16 protein-coding genes are annotated in these 13,768 nt (G+C 69.4%); 2 read left to right on the top strand and 14 right to left on the bottom strand.

Annotated elements, in window-relative coordinates:
• Positions 1-21 precede the first annotated feature (21 nt).
• The 3 genes from LCL87_RS14375 to LCL87_RS14365 all read right to left on the bottom strand — a co-directional run bounded on the left by LCL87_RS14375 (position 22) and on the right by LCL87_RS14365 (position 2,497).
• Positions 22-663 carry a GAF and ANTAR domain-containing protein gene (locus tag LCL87_RS14375; protein ID WP_510850776.1) on the bottom strand — a complete coding sequence of 214 codons (642 nt, stop codon included), beginning with the start codon at positions 661-663 and terminating at the stop codon, positions 22-24.
• A 236-nt stretch (positions 664-899) separates the two neighbouring features.
• Positions 900-1,856 carry a ferritin-like domain-containing protein gene (locus tag LCL87_RS14370; RefSeq protein ID WP_225020697.1) on the bottom strand — a complete coding sequence of 319 codons (957 nt, stop codon included), beginning with the start codon at positions 1,854-1,856 and terminating at the stop codon, positions 900-902.
• A gap of 74 nt (positions 1,857-1,930) precedes the next feature.
• Entirely contained in the window at positions 1,931-2,497 is a 567-nt protein-coding gene (locus LCL87_RS14365) for a TetR/AcrR family transcriptional regulator (protein ID WP_225020695.1), read from the bottom strand.
• A 124-nt stretch (positions 2,498-2,621) separates the two neighbouring features.
• Between LCL87_RS14365 and LCL87_RS14360 the strand changes: the two genes are divergently transcribed.
• Positions 2,622-3,836 (top strand): MFS transporter, encoded by a 1,215-nt coding sequence (locus tag LCL87_RS14360; protein ID WP_225020693.1) that lies wholly within the window; start codon positions 2,622-2,624, stop codon positions 3,834-3,836.
• A 26-nt stretch (positions 3,837-3,862) separates the two neighbouring features.
• Here LCL87_RS14360 and hisI read toward each other — a convergent pair whose 3' ends face one another.
• Genes hisI through hisD form a run of 11 tightly spaced genes read right to left on the bottom strand, consistent with a single transcriptional unit; the run spans position 3,863 to position 11,914 of the window.
• Entirely contained in the window at positions 3,863-4,210 is a 348-nt protein-coding gene (gene hisI / locus LCL87_RS14355) for a phosphoribosyl-AMP cyclohydrolase (protein ID WP_225020691.1), read from the bottom strand.
• Positions 4,207-4,980, bottom strand: coding sequence for an imidazole glycerol phosphate synthase subunit HisF (gene hisF, locus LCL87_RS14350; protein WP_225020690.1), 774 nt, complete (start codon positions 4,978-4,980; stop codon positions 4,207-4,209). Before hisF ends, hisI begins: the two co-directional genes overlap by 4 nt.
• The gene (locus tag LCL87_RS14345) at positions 4,977-5,810 is read right to left on the bottom strand and encodes an inositol monophosphatase family protein (protein WP_225020688.1); all 834 of its coding nucleotides are present in this window, start codon (positions 5,808-5,810) and stop codon (positions 4,977-4,979) included. Before LCL87_RS14345 ends, hisF begins: the two co-directional genes overlap by 4 nt.
• A 14-nt stretch (positions 5,811-5,824) precedes the next feature.
• Positions 5,825-6,559 (bottom strand): bifunctional 1-(5-phosphoribosyl)-5-((5-phosphoribosylamino)methylideneamino)imidazole-4-carboxamide isomerase/phosphoribosylanthranilate isomerase PriA, encoded by a 735-nt coding sequence (gene priA, locus LCL87_RS14340; protein WP_225020686.1) that lies wholly within the window; start codon positions 6,557-6,559, stop codon positions 5,825-5,827.
• An 18-nt stretch (positions 6,560-6,577) separates the two neighbouring features.
• Positions 6,578-6,796 carry a hypothetical protein gene (locus tag LCL87_RS14335; protein WP_225020873.1) on the bottom strand — a complete coding sequence of 73 codons (219 nt, stop codon included), beginning with the start codon at positions 6,794-6,796 and terminating at the stop codon, positions 6,578-6,580.
• 59 nt (positions 6,797-6,855) lie between these two features.
• Positions 6,856-7,491, bottom strand: coding sequence for an imidazole glycerol phosphate synthase subunit HisH (gene hisH, locus LCL87_RS14330; RefSeq protein ID WP_225020684.1), 636 nt, complete (start codon positions 7,489-7,491; stop codon positions 6,856-6,858).
• A gap of 9 nt (positions 7,492-7,500) precedes the next feature.
• Complete coding sequence (locus tag LCL87_RS14325) at positions 7,501-8,652, bottom strand: MFS transporter (RefSeq protein ID WP_225020682.1); 1,152 nt, start codon at positions 8,650-8,652, stop codon at positions 7,501-7,503.
• Positions 8,652-8,804 carry a CG2302 family histidine operon protein gene (locus LCL87_RS14320; RefSeq protein WP_225020680.1) on the bottom strand — a complete coding sequence of 51 codons (153 nt, stop codon included), beginning with the start codon at positions 8,802-8,804 and terminating at the stop codon, positions 8,652-8,654. The genes LCL87_RS14325 and LCL87_RS14320 overlap by 1 nt, the downstream gene beginning before the upstream one ends.
• A 4-nt stretch (positions 8,805-8,808) precedes the next feature.
• Positions 8,809-9,423, bottom strand: a complete 615-nt coding sequence (gene hisB / locus LCL87_RS14315) for an imidazoleglycerol-phosphate dehydratase HisB (RefSeq protein ID WP_225020678.1) — start codon at positions 9,421-9,423, stop codon at positions 8,809-8,811.
• Positions 9,423-10,568, bottom strand: coding sequence for a histidinol-phosphate transaminase (locus tag LCL87_RS14310; RefSeq protein ID WP_225020676.1), 1,146 nt, complete (start codon positions 10,566-10,568; stop codon positions 9,423-9,425). Before LCL87_RS14310 ends, hisB begins: the two co-directional genes overlap by 1 nt.
• Positions 10,565-11,914, bottom strand: a complete 1,350-nt coding sequence (gene hisD, locus LCL87_RS14305; protein ID WP_225020674.1) for a histidinol dehydrogenase — start codon at positions 11,912-11,914, stop codon at positions 10,565-10,567. The genes LCL87_RS14310 and hisD overlap by 4 nt, the downstream gene beginning before the upstream one ends.
• A 280-nt stretch (positions 11,915-12,194) precedes the next feature.
• Between hisD and LCL87_RS14300 the strand changes: the two genes are divergently transcribed.
• Complete coding sequence (locus LCL87_RS14300) at positions 12,195-13,766, top strand: GMC oxidoreductase (protein WP_237692228.1); 1,572 nt, start codon at positions 12,195-12,197, stop codon at positions 13,764-13,766.
• Positions 13,767-13,768 lie beyond the last annotated feature (2 nt).

The raw sequence follows: 13,768 nt of genomic DNA, 5'->3' as shown, positions 1-13,768 counted from the left end.
TACACCACCGGAAACGGACACTCAGACAGGCGGCCGATCGTCCCCCTCGGTGAGCTTCCGCGCGATCTCGTACAGCTGCACGTTCCGTTCCTGGGACAGCTTCCGCAACAACCCGAAGGCGTGTTCGGCGTCTACCGAGAACTTCTCCATGAGAATGCCTTTGGCCTGTCCGACGGTGTCCCGGGATTCCAGCGCCTCGCGGAACTGCTCCTCGCGCTCAGCTGCGATCACCGCGATTGCCGCGTGTGTCGCCAGCGTGGCTCCGAGGCTCACCGAGGTGGCGTCGAATGCGTTTCGAACCGAACTCAACAGATTCAGCGCACCGAGGTTCGACTCGGTGGTGTAGAGCTGAAATGCCAGCATCGAACGGACACCTGCCCCGGCCGCACGAGGGGCGAACCGTGGCCACCGATCCTCGTGGTCCATGTCGTCCACCCGAACGGTCTCGTGCTCCCAGATCGCCTGTAGGCACGGCCCGTCCTCGACCTCCTGCTGCAACTCGTCGATCCGACACGGCAACTCGGACGTGCCGGCGCGCGATTCCAGGCGTCCGCCCCGCACCGCGAGGGTGATGTCCGCGTGCTCAGCCCCGGGAACGAGGTCGACGGCGGCGCGGGTGATCACCTCGAGCGTGCCGTTCAGACTGGCGTGCTCGTCGCGCATGTCGCGGGCCATCGCCTCGATCGCCGCCCGCACGTGCCGTTCCAACTTCGTCGACTGCGCCGCACCCGCCGAAGATTCGCTGCCCGCCATACACCCATGTTTCCACCGATGCAGCACACCGCGCAGGGACAAATCACTCGCCATCTCCAGCGAGTAATCTGACAATCAGCCGAACGGCCTTCGACGCCGTCGGTCAGGCGTTATCGGTTCAGCAGCGCAGCTGGTGGCGTCGCCCCTCATCGGACGCCGACGACCTCCTGCGCGATTGCCGCAAGGCGCGTCTGAGCCGCCGAGACGACGCCGCGTCGATTCTTGTTCGCTTCCTCGTACGCCACGATCGCGCGTATCTCGGCCGGATCAGCCAGTTCCTTGATCGCGGCGACGGCCCGAGAGACGTTCATTCGGTCGTAGTCGGCGATCGGAAGCTCCTCCGGCTGCAACCCTCCCGTCGACCCGCGAACGCCGTGCAGAGCGTCGGCCACCGCGTCGGCACCCTCGTCCCGTGTGACCTCTTCGGCGCGTTCGAGGGCCGCGTCACGACTTGCGGTAATCGTTCTCGTTGCCACTTCCCCGGCGCGAGCTCCTCGGCTGAGTAACTGGTTGATCCGAGGTCCCGCGGAACGCACGGCGTCCATTACCTGATCGACGCTCTTGGCCGACCAGGCAATGGGGGCATTCATCCAACGCACCGCCGCGCCGGCAGCGGTCTGCATCGGGCTTCGCCGCAGAGCCGCGGGACCACCGAGGGCATCCTCCGCCAGTACCGTCGTCAACCACTCCACGGTCGCCGAATGCGCCGTGACCAGTCGATCCGCCAGCGCCACGATGTCTCGATGATGCTCTGCGGTGGCCAGCGCCTTCAAGTACCGAGATCGATCGAGGAGCTGGTGTTCCAGAGCAAGATCACCGAGCAACGCCTCGTCGAACGGCTGTGCCTGCTCGGTCATCGTTTTGATCGCCGCCGCTGCCCGTCCCAGCAGTGGTCCGACATGTGCAGGAAGCCCACCCAATTCGCGCAGAGCCCGCTCGATCGCGTCGGCGCGACCGCGCGCATTGTCCGCGTTCCGGGCGAGCTCCGTCGCGACAGCATCGGTGCGAGCCTGCGCTCTGCGGGTGTCGGCCACCTGGATCTCGGTGTTCGTCAGGGCGAGCAGTGTGCGCAGCTGCGCGATGAGAGTCGACGTATCGGTCACGGTCTACTCCATTCCGGCAGAAATCCGCCTCGGTTGGATTCGTCCGGACGAGGGCTACCCATACACGGCCCGCCCTAACCATCGGGGCCGAGCACCTGCGCAGCGAGGTCACGGGCACGTTCCAGTCGCCGACCGGATCCGTCGATGCCGCGGTGGGAAACCGCGCCCTCCAGCAGCAGGTAGACGTGCTCTGCCACTCGAGGCGGATCTTCCACCAGGCCTTCCTCGACGACCAGCTGGACCAGCCGTTCGTACACCCTCTGCTTGTGGTCGCGAATGACCTCGTAACCCGGGTGGGAGAAGGGCAGTTCGCCGGAGGCGTTGATGAACGCACAGCCTCGCTCGCCGTCATCGACGTCCGCGAGATAGGAGTCGAATACCGCCAGGGCACGGGGATGCTCGGCCGTTGCGAGTCGCTCCTCCAACCGCTCCCACCACCGCCGGTTGCGCTCCGTGAGATAGGCGACGACCAGTGCGTCCTTCGACCCGAAGCGGTCGTACAGCGTGCGTTTCGTGACGCCCGACTCCGCCGCGATCGCATCGACCCCCACAGCATGAATGCCGTTGCGGTAGAACAGCTCCGACGCAGCATCGAGGATTCTCCGCGCCGCGCCGGTCAACGGCTTCTCGGTTACCGACATGCCCACCACCTCGCTTGACTTCACAGATCAGTATACCTAGCGTGGAACCCACGAACTTCACCGATCGGTATACCTCAGCGCGGGCGATGACAATCCCGTACCCACGATCGAAAGGAGTCCCGGAATGTCCGACACCCATCAAACCCGCCGCGTGGCGCATCCGACGCTCACCCTGTCGGCGGCCCGGACACTGGGTCTGGCCGGTGCGGGACTGTCACTGATCGCTGCTTGCTACGGACTCGCACGCTTCGCGTACGGATTGTTCCTGCCCGCCTTCCGCGACACCTTCGCGCTCGACGCCGCGCAGGCGGGGCTGATCGCCGCGGCCAGCTACGCCGCGTACTGCGTCGGTACGGTCGCCGCCTCCGTGGCCACACCCCGATTCGGCGCGCGTGCTGTGGCAGTGGCCGCGGGATCCCTGGCGACCGCGGGGACCGCCCTGATCGCGTTGTCGCCCACCAGCCTCGTCCTGACCGTGGGGGTGGCGGTCGCCGGAGCCAGCACCGGGTTGGCGTCTCCGCCGCTGGCGCACGCAATCGCGACCAGAGTCGCACCCAGTCACCGTGACCGTGTCCAGACGATCGTCAACGCCGGCACCGGCCTGGGTGTCGCAATCTCCGGTCCGATCGCGCTTCTCGCCGAAGAACATTGGCGTGCAGCATGGCTCACCTTCGCCGCTGTGTCGGCGACCGTGACGGTGTGGGTGTGGTTCCGTGTACCGGACGATGTCGAAAACCCGCCCACCGCGGCGACGCGGACCGGACACGACCGAGCCCGGCATACCGGGCTCCCTCCAGGCGCCCGCAGACTGTTCGGTGCCGCCACCATCGTCGGCGCGGCCACCGCGGCAACCTGGACCTTCGGCCAGGAACTTCTCGAGACCGTCGGCGGCCACAGCCACACGCTGGCGACGATCGCGTGGATCGCCCTGGGCGCGTGTGGTCTGCTGGGGGCGGCATCCGGCGAGCTGGTGCGACGAGCGGGCCTACGACGCGCGTGGGCGGTATCGATGCCGGCGATGTGCGGCGCCACCGCGTTGCTGGCCGCGATTCCACGACAGCCCGCAGTCGCCGTGGCGGCCTCGGCGGTCTTCGGGGCCGTCTACATCGCCCTCACCGGAATCCTGCTGATCTGGAGCACGCACGTCTATCCGGGCACGCCCGCAGTCGGCGTCGGACTCACCTTCCTGCTCATCGCCGTCGGGCAGGCCGCCGCCGCCCCGCTACTCGGGTTCGTGGCCGATCGAACGAGCCTCACCGTGTCCTTCTGGATATCCGCGGGGCTGGCGCTCGGCGCCGGCGCGTTGCTTCCGCCCGGCCGGCCCAGGACGACGGCATGAGCGACCCCGCCGTGGACCGGGCGGTGTCATCCTTCAGCCGCGAGCAGCACGTCCGTGTCGAAGCAGGTGTGGGTGCCGGTGTGGCACGCGGCGCCCTCCTGGTCGACGATGAGCAGCACGGTGTCGCCGTCGCAATCCAGGCGCACCTCGTGCACGTACTGGGTGTGGCCGGACGTCTCGCCCTTGACCCAGTACTGCTGGCGCGAGCGCGAGTAGTAGGTGCCCTTGCGGGTCTCGAGGGTGCGCGCGAGCGCCTCGTCGTCCATCCAGGCGACCATGAGGACGTCGCCGGTGGACTTCTCCTGCGCGACGGCGCTGAACAGCCCGGCCTCGTTGCGCTTGAGGCGGGCGGCGATCGACGGATCGAGGCTCATCGGACGGTGATCCCTTCTGCACGCATGGACGCCTTGACGTCCCCGATCGTCATGTCCCCGAAGTGGAAGACACTGGCCGCGAGGACGGCGTCGGCGCCGGCCTCGACGGCGGGCGCGAAATGTTCGACGGCGCCCGCGCCGCCGCTGGCGATGACCGGCACGTGCACCGCGGCGCGGACCGCGCGGATCATCTTCAGGTCGAAGCCGGCCTTGGTGCCGTCGGCGTCCATCGAGTTGAGCAGGATCTCGCCGACGCCGAGTTCGGCACCACGGATCGCCCACTCGACGGCGTCGATGCCGGTGCCGCGCTTGCCACCGTGTGTGGTTACCTCCCAGCCCGACGGCGTCGGCTCCTGCCCGTCCGGGACGGTGCGGGCGTCGACCGACAGCACGATGCACTGCGACCCGAACCGCTCCGACATCTCCCGCAACACCTCGGGGCGGGCGATCGCGGCGGTGTTGACGCTGACCTTGTCGGCGCCCGCACGCAGCAGTCGGTCGACGTCCTCGACAGTGCGCACGCCACCCCCGACGGTGAGCGGGATGAAGACCTGCTCGGCGGTGCGGGTGACGACGTCGAGCATCGTGCCCCGATCGCCGCTGGACGCGGTGACGTCGAGGAAGGTCAACTCGTCAGCGCCCTGCGCGTCGTAGGTCGCGGCGAGCTCGACGGGATCGCCCGCGTCACGCAGGTTCTCGAAGTTGACGCCCTTGACGACGCGACCCGCGTCGACGTCGAGGCACGGAATCACTCGAACAGCCAAAGTCATTGTGGTGGCCCTCCTTCAGGCCGCGTCTCCGGATCGCCCAGAGAGTGGAGAATGTCGAGCAGTTCGCCGTGGACACCGGGTGCGGCGGCCAGCACCGAGCGGGAGCCTACGTGCCAGTCGTCGCCGCGCAGGTCCGTGACGACACCACCGGCGGCCCGCACGAGTGCGACGCCGGCCGCGTTGTCCCACACGTGGTGACCGAACACCACCGCACCGCCGAGGATTCCGGCGGCAGTGTAGGCGAGGTCGGCACCCGTCGATCCGTGCATCCGGATCCGGGACGAGACGCGACTGAGCTGACCGAGCAGTTCGAAGCGGTACGCGCCCGGGATGCGGCCGCGGCTGTCGATGTTGAACGCCCCGAACCCGATCATGGCCGACGCCAACGAACTCGGTTCGAGCGGCGGCAGTGCGATGCCGTTGCGGTACACCGGGCCGCCCGCGGCGGCCGCGAACCGCTCCCCGGTCAGCGGCAGCCACGTCAGCCCCAGCACGGGGACGCCGTCACGCAGCAGCGCGAGCAGGATGCCCGCGGTGGGCAGGCCGGCCGAGTAGTTGAACGTGCCGTCGATCGGGTCGAGGATCCACACGTCGCCGCTCGCGAGTTCGGGTCCGCCGAATTCCTCGCCGTGGACCTCGATCCCGGTGCGACGTTCGAGTTCCGCCGACACCGTCTTCTCGAGTTCGAGGTCGAGCGCCGTCGCGAAGTCCTTGGGGCCCTTGCGGACCGCGCTGGGGGCGCCCAGCCCCGCGACAAACCGGTCCCGGACACCGTCGAGAACCTCACTCGCTGTCGCGAGCAGTTCGAGCGGTTTCCGGGGCAGGCTCATCGCGGTGGCCGTTGCTAGCGCGAGACCGCGGCCAGCGCCTCGGGAAGCGTGAATCGTCCGGCGTAGAGCGCCTTTCCGACGATCGAACCCTCCACCCCCTCGCCCACGAGACCGGCGATGGCCTCGAGGTCGGCGATGGTCGAGACGCCACCGGACGCGACGACCGGTGCATCGGTGGCCGCGCACACCGCGCTGAGCAGTTCGAGGTTCGGGCCCGTGAGGGTGCCGTCCTTGCTGACGTCGGTGACGACGTAGCGCGAGCAGCCGTCGCGGTTGAGGCGCTCGAGGACCTCCCACAGGTCGCCGCCGTCGGACACCCAGCCGCGGCCGCGCAGACGGTAGTCGCCGTCGATCAGCTTGACGTCGAGGCCGACGGCTATGCGCTCGCCGTGCTTGGCGATGGCGCGGGCGCACCAGTCCGGGTTCTCGACGGCGGCGGTGCCGAGGTTGACGCGCGCGCAGCCGGTCGCGAGGGCGGCCTCGAGGGACTCGTCGTCGCGGATACCACCGGACAGCTCGACCTTGACGTCGAGCTCGCCGACGACGGCGGCCAGCAGCTCACGGTTGGATCCGCGGCCGAACGCGGCGTCGAGATCGACCAGATGCACCCACTCGGCACCGTCGTTCTGCCACGCGAGGGCAGCATCGCGGGGCGCACCGTAACTGGTCTCGCTCCCCGCCTCTCCCTGAACGAGGCGAACAGCTTCACCGTTGGCGACATCTACAGCAGGCAAAAGGACCAGGCTCACTGCGCCGATCCTAGTGGGTCACCGCCCGCGACCGGGCTTCGGGTCGTCCCCCGGCTCGTCGGGGCGACGCCCCTGGTCGCCGTACGCGCGGCTGGTCATGCGTTTCGACACGAATCCCATCGCCGCGATGGCGACGACGACCCCGACGAGTGCGATCACGAGCCCGACGACCGGACCGGGTTCGACGAGCACGATGACGAGGGCAACCACCACCAGCACGGTGGCCGCCGTCCCCATCGTCGCGAGCGCCAGCCGGGCGATCGACAGATCACCCGTCCGGTCGTCGGGGTCGCGCGTCACAGGTTGCGGACCCAGTTCTCCAGCAGCTGCGCGCCGGCGTCGCCGGACTTCTCGGGATGGAACTGGGTGGCCGACAGTGCCCCGTTCTCGACGGCCGCGAGGAACCGGTCACCGTGCTCGGCCCACGTCAGCTTGGGCGGAGCGATGATGTCCGACGGCGGCAGCTCCCACTTCCGGACGCCGTACGAGTGCACGAAGTAGAAGCGGGTCTCGGCGTCCATCCCGGCGAACAGGACGCTGTCCTCGGGCGCGTCGACGGTGTTCCATCCCATGTGCGGCAGCACGTCGGCCTCGAGGCGCTCGACGGTGCCGGGCCACTCGCCGCAGCCGTCTGCCTCGACGCCGAACTCGACGCCGCGCTCGAACAGGATCTGCATGCCGACGCAGATACCGAGGACCGGGCGTCCACCCGCGAGTCGCTGGCCGATGATGCGGTCACCCCGGACCGACAGCAGACCCTCCATGCACGCCGCGAACGCGCCGACGCCGGGGACCACCAGGCCGTCGGCGGCGAGCGCCACCTTCGGGTCGGAGGTCACCTCGATCTGCGCACCGGTGCGAGCGAGGGCGCGCTGCGCCGAGTGGAGATTTCCGGAGCCGTAATCGAGGAGGGCAACCTTGCGTGCGGTCATGGGGAAACTCTATCGGTGCGCGGGACCCGTCCCGCGCACCGCCAGGGCGACCGGCGCGACCACCAGCGCCACGATGGACGACAGCGCGAACACGGCGGGATAGCCGGCCGCGCCCGCCACGACACCGAGGACCAGCGCGCCGATGCCGGTGCCGCCGTCGTACGCAATGTTCCACGCGGCGCTGGCCGCGCCCACCCGGTCTGGTCCGGCGGAAGCGAGCAGTGTCAGCAGCGCCTCGTTCTGGACGGCACCGAATCCGGCGCCGAATGCCATCGCACCCACGACGAGCGATACCTCGCCTGCGATCCCCGCCACCGACAACGCCAGCAGGCCCATGCCCGCCGCCGCGAGAACCAGCGCGGGGACCAATGTCCGGCCCGCGCCGATGCGGTCCGCAATCACGCCGGCGCCGTAGCGACCCACGAGCATCGCGCCCGCGGACGCCGACAGCGCGAACCCGGCAAGCGCGGCCCGGCTCTCGGTGGCGATCGGAAGCAGCGACGACATACCGCCGTAGGCTGCGGAGACGACGAGCATTGCCAGGCACGGGATCAGCAGCACGCTGACCGGCAGGCCCTTGCGGCCCGCCGGCATTCCCGGGTTCGGCACCGCCGGCAGGCGGGAGATCGACAGCAGCGACAGCGTCGGGATCAGCGCACCGAGCACGAACACGACCGGAGCGTGATCCGCTTTGTACAGCGAAAGCCCGAGCGGCAGAACCAGCATCTGCGCCGACGCGATCGCGACACCGTTGGCGCCTGTGACGCGTCCCAACAGATTGCGCGGAGCCAGTTCGGCCAGCAGCCCGATGCCGGCGACGGTGACCATGCCGAAACCGATACCACGGACCGCCGAGATGCCGAGCGCGGGACCGGTTGCGGTGCTCCACAGGAAAGCGAGCGACGGCGGGCCGAGCAGCACACAGCCGACCGCCAGCACCGCCCGGTAGCCGTAGCGACGCAGCAGCGCGGGCACCTTCAGCTGGGTCGCGACGGTGGTAGCCATGAAGACCGCCGTCGACGCACCCGCCGCGGCGTCGGAACCGCCGCCGTCAGCGATCGCCAACGGAACCACGGGCAGCAGCAGCGACCACCCACCGAAGGTGGTGGCGCCCATGAGCAGTGCAACCAGGATCCCGCGCGTACGCAGGAGTTCACGCATCAGATCAGCCGCAGGATTCCCGACGCCGCCGCGAGGATGGCCAGGGCCACGAGCACGCCAGAGGCCAGCTTGTTCACCTTCCACATCGCGTACGCGCCGCCGATGGCGAAGCCCGCTGCGAGGAACAGGACGTAGATGAAGACCGTATCCATGGCTCTACAGCGCACCCTTGGTCGACGGCACACCGGTGACCCGCGGATCGGGCTCGACGGCCTCGCGCAGCGCGCGGGCGACGGCCTTGAACTCGGCCTCGGTGATGTGGTGCTGGTCGCGTCCGTACAGCACCCGCACGTGCAGCGCGATCCGCGCGTTGAGCGCGATCGACTCGAACACGTGGCGGTTGATGACGGTCGAGTAGGGCACGCCCGGGTAGCCGCCGATCACGCTGTGCAGCATGTGCTCCGGCTCACCGGTGTGCACGCAGTAGGGGCGACCGGAGACGTCGACCGACGCGTGCGCGAGGGTCTCGTCCATCGGAATGAACGCGTCGCCGAAGCGGCGGATGCCGCGCTTGTCGCCGAGCGCCTGCCCGAGCGCCTGGCCGAGCACGATCGCGGTGTCCTCGACCGTGTGGTGGGCGTCGATCTCGACGTCGCCCTTCGCCTCGACCGTCAGATCGAAGCTGGCGTGCGCGCCCAGGGCGGTGAGCATGTGGTCGAAGAACGGGATCCCGGTGGATACCGACACATTGCCCGTCCCGTCGAGGTTCAGCTCGACGACGATGCTCGACTCCCTGGTGGTCCGCTCGACGCGTGCGATCCGATCGCTCATCAGGATCCCTTCGATTCCGTGGCCGCCAACTCCGTGGAGGCAAGTTTCCTGCTGACGCGCAGCAGTTCGTCGTTCTCGGCAGCCAGTCCGATCGTGGCCCGCAGGTGCCCGGCGATGCCGACGTCGCGGATCAGCACACCCTCGTCGAGGTAGTGCTGCCACGTGCGGGCGGCGTCCTCGAAGAGCCCGAACAGGATGAAGTTGGCGTCACTGGGGACAACCTTGTAACCCATCTCGGTCAGCTCGGCGCTCACGCGATCACGCTCGGACGCCAACTCCGCGACGCTGCCGAGGGTCTCGTCGGCGTGGCGCAGCGCGGCCCGCGCCGCGGCCTGCGTGACGACCGACAGGTGATAGGGCAAGCGCACCAACAGCATTGCGTCGATGAACGCCGGCGCCGCGACCAGGTAGCCGAGGCGGCCACCGGCGAACGCGAACGCCTTGCTCATCGTGCGACTCACCACCAGCTTGGTGGGGAACTCGTCGATCAGGCTCACGGCGCTCGGCACCGACGAGAACTCGGCGTACGCCTCGTCCACGATCACGATGCCCGGCGCGGCCGCGAGGATCTGCTTCAAGTCTGCGAGCCCGATGCTGTGCCCGGTCGGGTTGTTGGGGCTGGTGACGAAGACGACGTCGGGACGGCGCTCCTCGATGACGCGCACCGCGGTCGCGGTGTCGAGCGAGAAGTCGTCGTGGCGCGGCGCCGCGATCCACTCGGTCTGGGTGCCGGCGACGAGCAGCGGGTGCATCGAGTACGACGGCACGAAGCCGATCGCGCTGCGGCCGGGTCCACCGAACGCCTGCAGCAACTGCTGCAGCACCTCGTTGGAGCCGTTGGCCGCCCACACGTTGGACACGTCGAGCGCGACACCGGTCTGCCGCGTCATGTACTCGGCCAGGTCGGTGCGCAACGCGACCGCGTCCCGGTCCGGGTAACGGTGCAGGTCCGCAGCCGCCGCACGCACCGCCTCGGCGACGTCGTCGACGAGCGCCTTCGACGGCGGGTGCGGGTTCTCGTTGGTGTTGAGCTGCACCGGCACCGTCAACTGCGGTGCGCCGTACGGGGACTGGCCGCGCAGGCTCTCCCGGATGGGCAGGTCGTCGATGCCGACAGCCGATCCGGGGATGGATCCGGCGCTCACTTCAGTGCCTCGACGGCGGTGCCGTCCGTCAAACGCTCGAACCGCAGCCGCACGGCCTCGCCGTGGGCCGGGAGGTCCTCGGCGTTGGCCAGCGTGATGACGTGTCCGGCAACGTCCTTCAGTGCCGCTTCCGAGTAGTCGACGACGTGGATGCCGCGCAGGAACGTCTGGACGCTCAGACCCGACGAGTGCCGCGCGCAGCCCGCGGTGGGCAGCACGTGGTTGGAGCCGGCGCAGTAGTCGCCGAGGCTGACCGGCGCCCACGGGCCGACGAAGATGGCTCCCGCGGAGCGCACCTGCGCGGCCACCGCGGAGGCGTCCTCGGTCTGGATCTCGAGGTGCTCGGCGGCGTAGGCGTTCACGACCTTCAGCCCGGCTGCGATGTCGTCCACCAGCACCGTCCCGGACTGGCTGCCGCGCAGCGCAGTCTCGACGCGCTCGCGGTGCTTGGTGATCTCGAGTTGCGCGGCGAGTGCTTCGTCCACGGCGTCGGCGAGTTCGGTGGACGTGGTCACCAGGACGCTCGCGGCCATGACGTCGTGCTCGGCCTGGCTGATCATGTCGGCGGCCACGTGTACCGGGTCCGCAGTGTGGTCGGCCAGGATCGCGATCTCCGTCGGGCCGGCCTCGGCGTCGATGCCGACCAGTCCGCGGCACAGCCGCTTGGCGGCGGTGACGAAGATGTTGCCGGGACCGGTGATGAGGTCGACTGGAGCCAGTTCAGCCTCGTCGGTGTCGGTGCCGCCGTAGGTGAGCAGCGCGACGGCCTGGGCGCCGCCGACAGCCCACACCTCGTCGACGCCGAGCATCGCGGCCGCGGCGAGGATCGTCGGGTGCGGCAGGCCACCGAACGCGGCCTGCGGCGGCGACGCCACGACGAGCGACTCGACGCCCGCGGCCTGCGCCGGGACGACGTTCATCACGACCGACGACGGGTAGACGGCATTGCCGCCGGGCACGTACAGGCCGACGCGCTCGACCGGCACCCAGCGCTCGGTGACGGTGCCACCGGGGACCACCTCGGTGACGGTGTCGGTGCGGCGCTGATCGGCGTGTACCTTGCGGGTCCGCTCGATCGCGACCTCGAGGGCGGCGCGGACGTCGGCGTCGAGTTCGGCGAGCGCACGATCCAGCTCGGCCTGCGGGACGCGGACCGTCGCGGGGCGGACGCCGTCGAACTTCTCGCCGTACTCGAGGGCGGCCTCGGCGCCTCGGTCACGGATGTCCTCGACGACGGGGCGGACCTGATGCAGCACCGCGTCCACGTCCACTCCGCCACGGGGCAGCGCGCCCCGGAGCTCAGCGGTGGACGGGGTACGACCGCGAAGGTCGGTACGGGCGAGCATGAGAGGTCCTCTCTGGAGAACGGGGGTTTACAACGATTATCCGCGATGGGTGCAAGTTACTTACGTTCCGGCCCCGCACGCGCGTCGAGCGGGACCCGAGGCGCGGCGAGCGGTGCCCCTGAACTGCGTTTTATCCGAAAGACACCCCACTGGACACGTGTCCACCCTAGAGTCCGGACCTGCGAGAGCCAGTCGTCCCAGCAGCACCCCGGAACAGCATGGCAAGGGAGCCGTCGTGATCCAGGATTCGAGTTCCACCACTGCACGTGTGTCGCGGCGCATGTTCCTCGGCAGTGCTGCCGCCGCAACGATCGTGACCACGGCGGGTGCGACCGCCGCGGCGCCCGCGCCGGCCCACGCACAGCCCCAGCAGGTCACCGAGCAACGCCGCCGCGCCGTCGTGATCGGCAGCGGCTTCGGCGGCGCGATCGCGGCGATGCATCTCGGCCGCGCCGGCGTGGACACCCTCGTCCTCGAGCGCGGCATCCGCTGGCCGACGGGCCCCAACGCCGAGACGTTCCCCCGGATGCTCTCCCCCGACCAGCGCTCCGCGTGGCTGCAACCGCACCCCGTCATGACGGGCGCTCCGCCGGCCGTCTTTCCACCGTTCACGGGCCTGATGGAGCGCATCCCCGGCAACGGCATGGACATCCTCTGCGGCGCCGGCGTCGGCGGCGGCTCGCTGGTCTATCACGGCATGACCATGCAGCCGAACGGCGAGAACTTCGCGAAGTCCGTCTCGTCGCGCATCGACTACGAACGCATGGAGTCGGAGTACTACCCGCGGGTCGCGCGGATGCTGCGGATAGCGACGATTCCCGACGACCTGTTGAACAGCCCCCAGTACAACTCGTCGCGGCGGTTCGTGGAGATGGCCGACGCGCAGGGACTGCACACGTTCCGGGTGCCGATGCCCATCGACTGGGAGTTCGCGCGCCGTGAACTGCGCGGCGAGATGCGGCCGTCGTACACCAACGGCGACGTGATCTACGGCGTCAACAACGGCGGCAAGTTCTCCGTGGACGTCACCTACCTCGCGGAGGCCGAGGCGACCGGCAAGGTGGAGGTGGCGCCGCTGCATCGCGTGGGCGACATCCAACGCGGCGCCGACGGCACCTGGATCGTCCACTGCGACCGGATCGGCCGGGACGGCACCGTACTCGAACGCAAACGCATCGTCTCCGACGCGCTGTTCCTCGGCGCCGGCTCCCCCGGCACCACCCGCCTGCTGGTCAAGGCGAAGGCCAAGAACCTGATCCCCGATCTGCCGGACGGCGTCGGCACCGGGTGGGGCAACAACGGCGACCGCATCTTCATGGTCACCCGCGTCACCGACAGCCCCGGCGCCTGGCAGGGCGGACCGGCGTGCGTCGGCGTCAAGGACTGGGACAACCCGGCCGGCGCGCTGACGATCGTCCTCGGGCCGGTGCCGTTCCCGCTGGACCTGCACACGACGTCGGTGATCGGGTACGGCGTGGTGCAGGGACTCGGCGTGTGGAACTACGACGCCGCCCGCGACGATGCGGTGCTCACCTGGAACCAGGCCTACGACCGCGGTCTCACCGACGCGATCCGCGCCCGGATCGAACAGATCGTGGGCGCCGGGTTCGGGGTGTCGGCGATCGACGTGAATGCCTTCGACACCAACACCTTCCATCCCCTCGGCGGCGCACCGTTCGAGACCGTCTGCGACGACGCCGGACGCGTACACGGACAGCGCGGCCTCTACGTCCTCGACGGCGCACGCATCCCGGGCTCCACCGGCGCGTGCAATCCGTCGATGACGATCGCGGCACTGGCCGAATACAGCATGGATACCGTCGTCGCGCACGACGTCGGCTCGGTCTTCTGAAG

This window comes from Prescottella equi, assembly GCF_020171745.1.
GTDB classification, from domain to species: domain Bacteria; phylum Actinomycetota; class Actinomycetes; order Mycobacteriales; family Mycobacteriaceae; genus Prescottella; species Prescottella equi_A.
This window is presented reverse-complemented; position numbering and strand designations above follow the sequence as displayed.

What these genes read in the sequence shown, in the direction of transcription:
- LCL87_RS14335 (WP_225020873.1), bottom strand. Translation starts at nt 6,796, where the DNA reads ATGGGGACGGCGGCCACCGTGCTGGTGGTGGTTGCCCTCGTCATCGTG.
- hisF (WP_225020690.1), bottom strand. Translation starts at nt 4,980, where the DNA reads ATGACTTTGGCTGTTCGAGTGATTCCGTGCCTCGACGTCGACGCGGGT.
- LCL87_RS14375 (WP_510850776.1), bottom strand. Translation starts at nt 663, where the DNA reads ATGCGCGACGAGCACGCCAGTCTGAACGGCACGCTCGAGGTGATCACC.
- hisI (WP_225020691.1), bottom strand. Translation starts at nt 4,210, where the DNA reads ATGAGCCTCGATCCGTCGATCGCCGCCCGCCTCAAGCGCAACGAGGCC.
- LCL87_RS14345 (WP_225020688.1), bottom strand. Translation starts at nt 5,810, where the DNA reads ATGAGCCTGCCCCGGAAACCGCTCGAACTGCTCGCGACAGCGAGTGAG.
- hisB (WP_225020678.1), bottom strand. Translation starts at nt 9,423, where the DNA reads ATGAGCGATCGGATCGCACGCGTCGAGCGGACCACCAGGGAGTCGAGC.
- LCL87_RS14360 (WP_225020693.1), top strand. Translation starts at nt 2,622, where the DNA reads ATGTCCGACACCCATCAAACCCGCCGCGTGGCGCATCCGACGCTCACC.
- LCL87_RS14365 (WP_225020695.1), bottom strand. Translation starts at nt 2,497, where the DNA reads ATGTCGGTAACCGAGAAGCCGTTGACCGGCGCGGCGCGGAGAATCCTC.
- hisD (WP_225020674.1), bottom strand. Translation starts at nt 11,914, where the DNA reads ATGCTCGCCCGTACCGACCTTCGCGGTCGTACCCCGTCCACCGCTGAG.
- hisH (WP_225020684.1), bottom strand. Translation starts at nt 7,491, where the DNA reads ATGACCGCACGCAAGGTTGCCCTCCTCGATTACGGCTCCGGAAATCTC.
- LCL87_RS14320 (WP_225020680.1), bottom strand. Translation starts at nt 8,804, where the DNA reads ATGGATACGGTCTTCATCTACGTCCTGTTCCTCGCAGCGGGCTTCGCC.
- LCL87_RS14325 (WP_225020682.1), bottom strand. Translation starts at nt 8,652, where the DNA reads ATGCGTGAACTCCTGCGTACGCGCGGGATCCTGGTTGCACTGCTCATG.
- LCL87_RS14300 (WP_237692228.1), top strand. Translation starts at nt 12,195, where the DNA reads ATGTTCCTCGGCAGTGCTGCCGCCGCAACGATCGTGACCACGGCGGGT.